The organism is Nostoc sp. LEGE 12447, from assembly GCF_015206985.1.
Lineage (GTDB): Bacteria > Cyanobacteriota > Cyanobacteriia > Cyanobacteriales > Nostocaceae > Nostoc.
Map to the genome: position 1 here is coordinate 1 of NZ_JADEXT010000094.1, position 11,442 is coordinate 11,442.

Sequence of the window (11,442 nt, forward strand, 5' to 3'; positions counted from 1 at the left end):
TGTCGGCGGGGGTGGATACTGCCACTGTTAGGAAGTTAGCACCTTCTAGGTAGGAGGAGGCTAATCCGTGGGTATACCAAGAGGTGACGAAGGTGGTGCCGGTCAGCCAACCGCCTAGTGCTAGGAAAGCGCAGGGGAACAACAGTATCCCTGACCAACCTACGAATACGAAGCGATCGCGCTTGAGCCAGTCGTCTAGAACGTCAAACCACCCTCTACTAGGGGCACGTCCAACTGCGATGGTCATTAGAGCAAATCTCCAAATGTTTATAAGTACAGGTTGTATCTGTATTATAGATGGCGAAATAAAAGCCTTCTATAAGCAGAAAGTTAACCGGGTTGTTAACCAAGTTTACAATTTTTTACACACCTTTAATCATATTAGGTGTAAATCGCTAATTTTTCTAGGGGTTTTGTAATAAAAATTAATTTTTTATCCAAATGAGGTAGATAAAGCAGATGAGCAGAGAGGAAAGAGGTAATTTGAATTCTCCCCCTTGCTTCTGCACCCTGCCCCTCTGCCTCTTCCAATGCCCTTTTCCCTAGAATCACTCAGCTGACGCTAAAATGAGTCCACAGTTAAATTTGATTATTGCTAAATGTTTACCATCGATTTAAGCATCAGAAACACTGCTTTCCCTATTTCGGTACAACGTAAGTCAGCAGAGGATGCTGAGGCTGTCTATCAGCTAATTTTGGCAGCAATCCGTTCTGGGAATCCTGACATTGTGGAACTCAAGTGTGAAGGCAAGACAGAGAAAAAAATTGCTGTCCGCGCTAGTGAAATTTCTGGGGTGCAGATTGTTCAGAAAGATGGTACAACCCCTGGTGGTGGCAGACCACCTGGATTTTTCGCTGTAGCTGCTGAGTAACCAAGGTTGACAAATGGCTCAAGTGGGCATTGAGGTCAAGGATTTAAATTTCAGTTGGCCAAATGGAGAGAAAGTTATCAAATCTTGCTCTTTAGAAGTACCCAAGGGTGAGTTTTGGATGCTCTTGGGTACAAATGGCAGTGGAAAATCAACGTTACTTAGACTACTGGCGGGGTTATTGGCTCCTGAATCTGGGGAAATTCGGGTTTTGCACCCCGTTGGCTTTGTTTTCCAAAATCCAGATCATCAACTAGTGATGCCAACGGTTGGTGCTGATGTGGCTTTTGGATTGGTGGAAGAAAAGTTGCCACCTGCTGCCACTAGAGCCAGGGTTGAGGAGGCGCTGGGAGCGGTGAATTTGCTTACCCTCCAACGACGACCTATTTATGCACTCTCTGGGGGACAGAAACAACGAGTGGCGATCGCAGGTGCGATCGCCCGTCGCTGTGAAGTCTTATTATTAGATGAACCCACTGCCTTACTAGATCCAGATAGCCAGTTAGATTTAGTTGCTAGTGTCCGTCGCCTTGTCAAAAGTCGAGGGATAACAGCCTTGTGGGTAACACATCGATTAGACGAGTTAAATTACTGTGACGGCGCTTTTTTGCTAGAAAAAGGCTTTCTGGTAGATAAAGGTGAAGCCCAACGCCTTAAACAACGTCTGATGGAGGTACACAGCGAAGCCTCCTAATTAAGTGCTGTTAGCGATAGCGGGGCGTTTAGCCCGTGCTGAGTAATGAGTGCTGAGTGAATAAGTACAATAAATTGTACTTAGCACTACTGAAATACTACTAAAAAAGAACTGTAACGCGCCTTTATTTAAAAGGCGCGTTTTAAGTTGGTGCGTCTATCTTAGGTTGTAGTTTTGTGAGGTTGCCGTATTTTTTATTCTATGTAGCATAGTGTTACAGACAATGCATCAATTATTATAAAACTTATGAATGAATTTTGTTAACTCTAGAAAATTGTGATTAAAAACCATGCCCCGTTCCTTACTCCAAGCCGTTTTGTTAGTGGACGGCTACAATATAATAGGCGCTTGGCCTTGCCTTAAAAAAACGCGTGATAGCGTTGGATTAGAGGCCGCACGGGGCGAACTTGTGGAAGCAATGACTGGTTATAGTGCGTTTCAAGGTTATACAACTCAGATAGTTTTTGATGCCCAATATCAGAATTCTTCTAGCAATAAAGAAATAATTACTGAGCTTTTATCAGTTTATTACACTGATTTTGGGCAGACAGCAGATACTTATATTGAAAAATCCTGTGCTTCTTTTCGTCACCAAATAGCCCAATCTTTAATTTCTCGTGTGATTGTTGCTACATCAGATCGGGCGCAGCAGTTGATGATACAGGGGTATGGGGCTGAATGGTTGTCGGCGCAACAACTTTGTGGGGAAGTGGAAGCTACTGTCTGCCGGATGCGACAAAAGTATCATACGCGCAAACAATCGAAGAGTAGATTTTTAGCTAATGCTATTGATGCTAAAGCACGGCAGCGTCTGGCTGAATTACGAATGGGATTACAGTAGATATTTAGTATCTAAGAGTCTCTGCTTAAGTTCCTGAATGGATTTTGGCTACAAAAATTATCTAAATTAAGCATCTAAAAAAAATATTGGCGAAAGTACTTGCCAAATCTTATTTTTAGCCCTAAGATTATAAATCGTGAGTGGTCCTCAGTAGCTCAGTGGTAGAGCGATCGACTGTTAATCGATTGGTCGCTGGTTCGAATCCAGCCTGGGGAGTTTATCAATTTTGGATTTTAAATTTTGGATTCTAGATTATCCATTACAGACTTATGGTCGCTTGACTCGGCTGTGACGTTTCTGAATCATGGGTCTTTTGGTGCTTGTCCTAAACAAGTGCTGGAGTTTCAACAAAGATTGCGATCGCAACTCGAACAGGAACCCCTACGCTTTTTTGGTAGAGAGTGGGAACCTCTGCTAGACGATGCCAGAAGTAAGTTGGCGGCGTTTGTGGGTGCTGATGTGCAGGATTTGGTATTTGTCCCCAATGCGACGACTGGCGTTAATTCGGTGTTAAGGTCGCTGACATTTTCACCAGAGGACGAAATACTTACAACTAACCACGAATATAATGCTTGCCGCAATGCACTTGATTTTATTGCCAGTCGCACTGGTGCGCGGGTGGTGGTGGCAAAAGTTCCTTTCCCGATTGACTCGCCACAGCAAGTAATCGCAGCGGTAATTGAGCGAGTTTCACCAAAAACCCGATTAGCACTTTTGGATCATGTTACCAGCCAGACAGGGTTAATCTTCCCGATTCAAGAGTTGGCGAAGGAGTTGCAACAACGGGGTGTAGATACGTTGATAGATGCTGCACATGCGCCTGGAATGATTCCCCTCGATTTGCGAGAGATTGGGGCAACTTATTACACGGGAAATTGTCATAAATGGCTGTGTGCGCCCAAAGGGGCAGCATTTTTGTATGTGCGGCGAGATAAACAGTCAGAAATTCGTCCTCTGACAATTAGCCACGGGACAAATTCGCCACGCACTGATAAAAGCCGCTTTCAGTTGGAATTTGACTGGACAGGTACAGACGATCCTACAGCTTATATGTGTGTGCCAGAAGCGATCGCTTTTATGGGTTCGTTGCTACCTGGTGGGTGGAGAGAATTGAGACAGCAAAATCATCAGCTAGTGTTGCAGGGAAGACAGCTAATTTGTGAAGCGTTGGAAGTGCAGCCGCCTTGTCCAGAAGAGATGATTGGTTCAATGGCGGTTGTGCCAATGCCTGCGACTTTGGAAAAACGCGATTTCATGTCTATACATGATGAATTGTTTGATAAGTTTGGTATTCAAGTGCAGGTGATGCCGTGGCCGGAAAAACCTCGGCTGTTGGTAAGGATTTCGGCACAGATTTACAATACTTTAGAGCAGTATGAGTATTTGGCAAAGGTGTTAAAGGGATTGTGCTGTTAATCTAGTTTAGGAAACTAGCGATCGCATTAAGAGTCTGTTCTGCACTCTTAGCAGTAAACATTGGGCCAGCAGCCAAATAAATATTCTTGTCAGATACCAAGTTTAAGACAATATTGTAGCTGGTTGAACTTGTGCCTGTTACTGTGTCAATTGCGACTGCATCCATATTCAGCCCTGATATTTCTGAAAGTTTAGCTTCAACTACTTCTTTACCGAACCAACCTTCACGTTTAATAGTTGCTTTGTCAAGGGTTTTATCGAAAATGCAAATAATTGTGCCATTCATCAGCATATAAATAATGCAAACAGCACCACTTGCAATCAAAAATAAACCTAGAGGATAAGTCCACAAACGACTATCTTCATGAATCGTTAATTTTGCTTCTCGTGAGTTTTTAAGATAGGCATTAATTTGTGCAGCCTTAGATTCCTTCTGAGTGCTGTCTGCATTTACTAAATCTATCGGAATTGAACCATTACTTGTCACAAGTACCAAGGGATAACTATTCCCAGCAGTCGTACTAGTGTCTAGTTTTGCACCTATCACCTCTTTGAGATTCCAAGTTTTAACTTGAGATTTTAAAATACTTTTGGTGATTAATTGGCAACTTTCTTGAGTAGGTTCAACCCGATTACAAGTAAAAGTAGTTGTCTTTGCCAGTGTCGTTATCAACAAAACGCCTCCTGCTATAAAGAATCCGCCAAAGAACCAGTAGAGGATGGCTGCTGGCTTAAGTTGTAGTTTTAATAATGTTGAAGTTTGCTCTAAGATTTTGAGTTTCATTGTTGTAACTGTAATCTTTACTCAAAGCAGCCTACACATAAAATTTAGATTTCCGTATCACAGATTGAAATGATTTAGTTTTAAATCTCGTGTTAAAAAGCTTTGTGGCTTGTCATGATATGGCAAAACCACATACCCAAGAACTAGATCGCAAAGACATTATCGGGCTAGTGCTATTCTTTTAGGTGATTGCACTTAAATTGCTGAAACTAGGATAACGCTTTACATGACTTCTGGAGCGCTGCCTGCCAATCCTTTTGTAGCTGCGGGGATGATTGAAGACCCCAGGCTGTTTGTCGGTCGTAAAGATGAATTACACGCGATCGCATCTCGGATGAAGGGCGATCAGCCTACAAGTATAAATATAGTTGGTGAGAAGCACATTGGTAAATCTTCGTTGCTGCATTATTTTGTTCTGACTTGGCAGCAGCGAGTATTAAACAACAGCAGTAATTATGTGGTAATTTACCTACCGTTACGGGGTGTAGATTGCCAGACTGAAACGGGTTTCTATGAGGCTGTAGCTGAAGGTTTACTGAGTCACGTTCCGGGATGGCAACAACGCAGTCTGCAAAATTGTTGGAAGACTAAACCGCTTAATCGTCAAGCATTTTCAGATGCGGTTAAGCAATGGAAACAGCAAGGAAAGCTACCCGTCCTCTGTTTGGATGATTTTGAAAGCCTTTTGAAATATCCCGATAAATTCGATAATGGATTTTATGACAATTTGCGATCGCTGATGGATAGCAACGCCTTGATGCTAGTGGTAGCTTCCCGTAAAAAACTGGATGTTTATGCTAATGAGCATCGATTTGTCTCTAGTTTTTTTAATATTGGTCACACTATTTCTTTGAAAGAACTAACTACAGATGAGGCTATTGAACTGTCGCGCTTACCAACTCGCTCTACAATTGGTGCTGCTTTGAGTGTAGATGAACAGAGTCATGCCCAGCAGTGGGGTAATCGTCATCCTTACAAGTTGCAATTGGCTGGTTACTATTTGTGGGAAGCACGTCAACAAGGCAAGGCAATCAAGTGGGCGAAACAGCAGTTTGAACAACAGCTCACTAAAGCTAAATCCCCATCCAACGGACAGCAATGGCAATTATGGCTGCGTTGGTTAGTTTGGGATTTACCAGTGCGTCTAGGTAAGATACCCCAATTCATTGGTGTAACTGTAGGTGATATCGGCAACTGGATTACTGGGTTAGTCATGCTGCTTTTACCAGTTTTGGTTTTGGTGGGTGTGGTGCGCTGGAATGAAGTTTGGGATTTTGTGCGTGACAAGCTGGGGATAAAGTAGCAATGAGTAATACGTCTCCAGCATCAGGCTTTTGGAATTATGTGGCTGAATGCTTGCGCCTGCTGTATTGGAGTTACTTCAAACCTTTTACCTTTGAACGTTGGCTGCGCGATATCCATCCAGAATTGAAACCGAGAGATAACCCCTTTGATAAACGGGCTGAGTTTCGTACTAACCCCCGCCTACGCCGCTATGCTGGGCAAGTTCGGTGGCTAACTGCTGTAGTCCCAATATTTGCCATGTTGCTGGTAGCACCAGTTTACATTCTGGTTAGTGGTGAATCATTTAACTGGTTCATAAGCTGTGTTTTTTTGACAGGCTGGTTTATAGGAAGGGTTATAGACCGTGGCAGTAATGAAAATAGGCTAGTTATTATCTTTGTTGCTGTCCTTAGCATATTTTTGGCATATCAATTTTTATCAGGCGTGGCGTTCCGCGTGGTGGTAGGCGTGGCAGGAGGCATGGCGCTAGGCGTGGCAGGAGGCATGGCGCTAGGCGTGGCAGGAGGCATGGCGCTAGGCGTGGCAGGAGGCATGGCGCTAGGCGTGGCAGGAGGCATGGCGCTAGGCGTGGCACTAGGCGTGGCGCTAGGTGTAGCACTAGGTGTGGCGCTAGGCGTGGCGGTAGGCGTGGTGGTAGGCGTAGCAGGAGGCGTGGAAGGAGGTGTGGTAGTAGGCGTGGTGGTAGGCGTGGTGGTAGGCGTGGCAGGAGGCGTAGCGCTAGGCGTGGCGCTAGGCGTGGCGCTAGGCGTGGCAGAAGGCGTGGCGTTTATTTTGGGTGTGTTGCGGGTTTACTTCTGGTTGCCAGAATTACTGTGGATACTCATCTTGTTCTTTGTTTCTGCTAATGGCAAGCGGGTCAATTGTTTGCGATATCTGCCGCCTCGCTTTGATGAATTGATTATTTTGCCTCTGCCTTTCATGAATGTGATGATTGTAGAGGCTTATCGAAAGAACCCAATCGCTGCCCGTGAGACTATTAATTATCTAATCTCTTCCACCAACCAGCAAAAAGTTGCAGCACAGGCAATTTCTGGTATTGCTGTAGATATTCTCAATCGTTGTCAGAGGTTGAGCGATATTGTAGAAATTGCCAACCAACTAGTGTGGATTCCCTCACCACCGCCAAGGGAACTTGGTGTTGTACTGCCCCAATTTTTGGAAATCAGCCACAATGCACGGGCATCAAAGGAAGCAACTTCACTTTATCGTCAATATGAGTTACTGAATATTCCCATCACTGCATTACGCCAACTGGGGAAAAGTCTAGCTTATGCTCCTTATGCTCGCGTTGCTGTCTCTTTTGGCAACGCTGCACAAAGCTGGCTAACTATATTAGAGACGGCGCAGCGTACTTTAGAAGAACAGGCACAGCGATCAAAAGAAATTCGGCAAGTTTATATTGCTGGTAACTCGCTAGACCCGGAAACAGCAAAAAATCGTTTCAAAGGGCGAATTGATATATTTCGGGAAATCGAATCTTTAACGCTTTCTGAGCAACCGCCAGTGTTGTTACTCTATGGAGGGCGGAGGACAGGGAAAACCTCAGCGCTGAAATATCTACCTTATAGAATTGGCTCAGATATTGTACCTTTGCTGGTAGATTTACAAGGAGCAGCATCAGCCACAACGTTAAAAGGATTGGCTGAAAATTTAGCTCAACAAATTATCGAAGCTGCACGGCGATTACCCCGCAAAGTATTCTTGCCTAATCCAGATGCCAATAAACTAGCTGAAGATCCATTTCCCGCGCTGCAAACTTGGTTAGGAGAAATAGAACGCAAATACTCCGGTAAGCAATTTCTCCTGTGTTTGGATGAATATGAACGCCTGGGTGAGGTAGTGAAAACAACAAGCAGCCGTGCGCCGCTCAATTTTATTCGTAACCTGCTGCAACACCAACGCAAGTGGATTTTACTTTTTAGTGGTTCGCAGGAGTTATCTGAACTTGATGATTACTGGAGTGACTATCTAATTAACACCCGTGCTTTGCGAATGACTTACTTGCACGAGTTAGAAGCCCGCGATTTGATTCAACAGCCAGTAGAGAACTTCAGCGATATTTATGAACCAACTGCTGTAGATGAAATTATCCAACTTACTCGCTGTCAACCTTATCTGGTTCAGTTGGTGTGTTATGAGGTGGTGGAGTTGCTAAACCGCGATATCAGAAGAAACAGGCGAGAAGCAGATACAGCAAAAGCAACTGCACAGGATGTTAAAGAAGTTATACCTGTTGTGCTTGAACGAGGCGATCAGTATTTTCGGGAATTATGGAAGAGTTTAACAGATAGCGATCGCTCTCTCCTGCGCCGGATAATCTATGGGGAAACTCCCACACCGCAAGACAAAGGTGTTATTCGCAAACTAACGCGAAAAGAAATCTTGATTCCAGAAGGCAATGCTTTTCAAGTGCCTTTGGTGCAAAAATATATAGAACAGTTGCTAGAAGAAGAGTAATATAACAGTCCTATAGTGGTTCTCGCTTGGGTGCAGTAAATTTTTGACCTCTCTCCTAAAAGGCTACGGTGTACACACATCTTTCTAGAAAACCAAAATTGTCTTAGATCCCCCTAAATCCCCCTTAAAAAGGGGGACTTTAAGAGCTTTTTGCCCCCCTTTTTAAGGGGGGTTGGGGGGATCAAAAGCTTGTGGCGCAACTTTAGAAGACTTGTGTGTACACCGTAGCTCCTAAAAGGAGAGAGACTTTGAATCTTACTCCCCAACGCTAGAAGGGAAGGGGCTGGTGTTTAGGTCTGTATTCCATGCAAATGTCGCTACAGTCATGACGGAAGTTACTACAGCCTGCGCGAAACACGAAAACGTCAAAGCAGAAGTTACTACAGCTTGCGCGAAACACGGAAACGTCAAAGCAGAAGTTGCTACAGCTTGCGCGAAACATGAAAACGTTAAAGCAGAAATCGCTACAGCTTGCGCAAAACACGGAAACGTCAAAGCAGAAGTCGCTACAGCTTGCGCAAAACACGGAAACGTTAAAGCGGAAGTTACTACAGGGAAGGCAGAAGTTGCTACAGATACAACAAATGTCGCTACCGTTGCAGCTTTGGGCTGTAGTAGCTTTTTATAGCACTTGCAGGCCTATTGCCTATTGCCTATTGCCTTTTCCCTGCTATAAATTCAAATTAACTATGAAATATCACAGTCAGTAGAGGTAAAAACGCCAGCAGAAAGCCATGCCAAGATTGTAATTGAGCTTCTGGGGTTGGTTCTGGTGGTGCTAATAGAGCTTCTACTCTTTGTTCTAAGCGATCTGCACCAGAGGAACCTAATGCAGCACAGCAAATTTCTGATAAGACGGGGCTGCTACTAACTACTAATAAAAGTGATTCCGCTAACACCAGAGGGTCTACCTGCAATGCTGCATAACCGTCGGCACGGAGTTCGCGCAAAGCTAACAGTTCTTCCCACAAAGGCTCTGTATTGGGCAACCATGCAGTGCAAGAACGTACCCAACCCAGCCAGAAAAACCAGAACGTATCCCTATAATAGTGATGCCCTTGCTCATGGGCTAAGACGCTTTCTAAATGAGCCGGTGAGAGAGTTTGTACTAATCCTTGGCTAACCACTAGTTCTGGTTGCCAAAAACCGATTTGACCGGCGAACAACGCCCCTGTTTGCAGCAGTCTGGCTCGTCTATCGCCAACATTCACCAAAGGGCAGTTACGGGCAGATTCTACAGACTGCCAACCTTGGAAGGCAAGTTTAATGCATGAAATGGCAAAAAATGCCAAATAAATTAATGCTAGTAAATAGCTAATTGAGCCTGTATACATCCCGCCCATTTGTCCTTGAGGCCCCATGAACAGCACAGCGATCGCAGTCATGAAAATTAGCAAGGGTGGGAAGAGGAACAAAAATAGCGATCGCTGCCACCGCAGATTCCAATTACCTTGGTGTTGATTCCAAGTGGATCTTAACCACCAAGCAACTGCCAAAGAATTCAAAATCATTATTAGATGCATCATTTTTCCTCCCTGGCCTGGCGTGCAGATTGAATACGTTTGGCGATCGCTGCTATTTGCTCACTAGCTGCTTCATCCAGACTATCAGCAAAAGCTGCAACAACATCGGGGTTCCCCACTGCCAGAAATCGCTGTAACTGCTCATGAGCTTTGATGACATCTGATTGCTGCTTACTCAGCATTGGCCGCCAATAGAATGCTCGCTCTTTTTTATCGCAGGCTAACCAACCTTTATCAGTGAGGCGACGTAAAACGGTGGTGACAGAAGTATAGGCTAATTCGCGGTTGGGATCAGTCAAAATGCGATCGTGTACATCCTTGACTGTGGCTGAACCAAGTTCCCAGATGATATTTAAAATTTCCGCTTCCAAGGGGCCTAAAGATAGTTGTTTAGGGCGGTAGTCGGGTAAAGGTGCCATAGCGATTTCGATTTGAGATTTTGGATAAGCGGAGTGGAGGTGAAAATTTCGGTTTTTGTTTGGCAAGGTTAGTCAGTATGCGTAGTGGTGCTAACTTGGAATGCCAAATACAGTTTTAGAAAGCCTGTTCTTGTTTTACATTACAGGATAATGCAGTAAGTCTGAAAGTCTATAAGCATGAAAGTAGACTTTTTGAGTGTTTATTATATATTGAATGGGTTGCATAGTGCATTCTGATGCTAAAAAAATCCCTGAGAGTAATTGTAACTATAGTTAGTGTCACCAACTGGGTAGAATGTTATTTGCGGAAGTTGTATTAAAGCAGGTGTATCCAGCACGTGAAGCTATTTGTATACCACACTCCTGAATTGACTCCAACGGGTAAAGCGCCAGAATGTGCGATCGCAGTCGATGTTTTGCGGGCTACCAGCACAATAGCGACAGTTTTGGCAGCTGGAGGCGAAGCTGTACAAGTATTCAGCGATTTAGATAAGTTAGTTGAAGTTAGCGAAAAATGGCCCGCTGAAAAACGGCTGCGAGCTGGAGAACGCGGTGGCGCGAAAGTACCTGGCTTTGAGTTGGGTAACTCTCCCCTCGATTGCACACCAGAATTAGTGCAGGGGCGACGGTTGTTTATCAGTACCACTAATGGCACTCGTGCCTTACAACGGGTACAAGACTCCCCAAATCTCTTAGCAGCTGCCTTGATTAACCGGGCGGCGGTAGTGCAATTTCTCCTAGAAAAACAACCAGAGACAGTGTGGATTGTCGGTTCCGGTTGGGAAGGTAGTTTTTCTTTAGAGGATACAGTTTGTGCGGGTGCGATCGCTCATAGTATTTTACAACAAACACAGTTGTCACCAGAAGAACTAGCTGGTAACGATGAAGTGGCTGGTGCGATCGCTCTTTACTCTCAGTGGCAAGATAATTTATTAGGATTATTCCACCAAGCTAGTCACGGACAACGATTGTTGCGTCTTGACTGTCTAGATGATTTAAAATATTGTTCCCAAACTGATATTTTAGATGTTTTGCCCATACAACAAGAGACGGGAGTTTTAAAAAGAGGATAGGGAATGGGGAATGGGGAATGGGGAATGGGGAATGGGGAATGGGGGATGGGGAATGGGGAAT

General features: G+C 44.4%; 11 protein-coding genes, 1 tRNA gene and 1 pseudogene. 9 read left to right on the plus strand and 4 right to left on the minus strand.

Features of this window, described 5'->3' with window-relative positions:
* A pseudogene (locus IQ274_RS35535) lies at window positions 1–247 on the minus strand (photosystem II D2 protein (photosystem q(a) protein)); the annotation flags it as partial.
* 352 nt (window positions 248–599) lie between these two features.
* Between IQ274_RS35535 and IQ274_RS35540 the strand changes: the two are divergent.
* From IQ274_RS35540 to IQ274_RS35560, 5 genes are all read left to right on the plus strand, one after another.
* On the plus strand, window positions 600–872 hold the full coding sequence (locus IQ274_RS35540) for a hypothetical protein (protein ID WP_012410874.1): 273 nt from the start codon (window positions 600–602) through the stop codon (window positions 870–872).
* Between the two features lie 13 nt (window positions 873–885).
* Window positions 886–1,563 (plus strand): ABC transporter ATP-binding protein, encoded by a 678-nt coding sequence (locus tag IQ274_RS35545; RefSeq protein WP_163930233.1) that lies wholly within the window; start codon window positions 886–888, stop codon window positions 1,561–1,563.
* A 289-nt stretch (window positions 1,564–1,852) separates the two neighbouring features.
* On the plus strand, window positions 1,853–2,404 hold the full coding sequence (locus IQ274_RS35550) for an NYN domain-containing protein (protein WP_114082779.1): 552 nt from the start codon (window positions 1,853–1,855) through the stop codon (window positions 2,402–2,404).
* 144 nt (window positions 2,405–2,548) lie between these two features.
* A tRNA-Asn gene (locus IQ274_RS35555) sits at window positions 2,549–2,620 on the plus strand.
* 24 nt (window positions 2,621–2,644) lie between these two features.
* Window positions 2,645–3,820: an aminotransferase class V-fold PLP-dependent enzyme gene (locus IQ274_RS35560; RefSeq protein ID WP_228058618.1), complete on the plus strand. Its 1,176-nt coding sequence runs from the start codon at window positions 2,645–2,647 to the stop codon at window positions 3,818–3,820.
* 1 nt (window position 3,821) lies between these two features.
* On the opposite strand, the gene IQ274_RS35565 is transcribed toward IQ274_RS35560, so the two are convergent.
* Window positions 3,822–4,604: a hypothetical protein gene (locus tag IQ274_RS35565; RefSeq protein ID WP_194145148.1), complete on the minus strand. Its 783-nt coding sequence runs from the start codon at window positions 4,602–4,604 to the stop codon at window positions 3,822–3,824.
* A 226-nt stretch (window positions 4,605–4,830) separates the two neighbouring features.
* Between IQ274_RS35565 and IQ274_RS35570 the strand changes: the two genes are divergently transcribed.
* From IQ274_RS35570 to IQ274_RS35580, 3 genes are all read left to right on the plus strand, one after another.
* Complete coding sequence (locus IQ274_RS35570) at window positions 4,831–5,907, plus strand: AAA family ATPase (protein WP_194145149.1); 1,077 nt, start codon at window positions 4,831–4,833, stop codon at window positions 5,905–5,907.
* Window positions 5,908–5,909: 2 nt separating this feature from the next.
* Complete coding sequence (locus IQ274_RS35575; RefSeq protein ID WP_194145150.1) at window positions 5,910–8,366, plus strand: AAA family ATPase; 2,457 nt, start codon at window positions 5,910–5,912, stop codon at window positions 8,364–8,366.
* A 286-nt stretch (window positions 8,367–8,652) separates the two neighbouring features.
* Window positions 8,653–8,994: a hypothetical protein gene (locus IQ274_RS35580; protein WP_322745448.1), complete on the plus strand. Its 342-nt coding sequence runs from the start codon at window positions 8,653–8,655 to the stop codon at window positions 8,992–8,994.
* 55 nt (window positions 8,995–9,049) lie between these two features.
* Here the strand turns inward: IQ274_RS35580 and IQ274_RS35585 are convergent, their stop codons facing one another.
* Both IQ274_RS35585 and IQ274_RS35590 read right to left on the minus strand, forming a co-directional pair.
* The gene (locus IQ274_RS35585; RefSeq protein ID WP_194145153.1) at window positions 9,050–9,889 is read right to left on the minus strand and encodes a M56 family metallopeptidase; all 840 of its coding nucleotides are present in this window, start codon (window positions 9,887–9,889) and stop codon (window positions 9,050–9,052) included.
* Window positions 9,889–10,308: a BlaI/MecI/CopY family transcriptional regulator gene (locus tag IQ274_RS35590; RefSeq protein ID WP_094329782.1), complete on the minus strand. Its 420-nt coding sequence runs from the start codon at window positions 10,306–10,308 to the stop codon at window positions 9,889–9,891. Before IQ274_RS35590 ends, IQ274_RS35585 begins: the two co-directional genes overlap by 1 nt.
* A 338-nt stretch (window positions 10,309–10,646) precedes the next feature.
* Between IQ274_RS35590 and IQ274_RS35595 the strand changes: the two genes are divergently transcribed.
* Window positions 10,647–11,381: a 2-phosphosulfolactate phosphatase family protein gene (locus tag IQ274_RS35595; protein WP_163930222.1), complete on the plus strand. Its 735-nt coding sequence runs from the start codon at window positions 10,647–10,649 to the stop codon at window positions 11,379–11,381.
* Window positions 11,382–11,442: the final 61 nt, after the last annotated feature.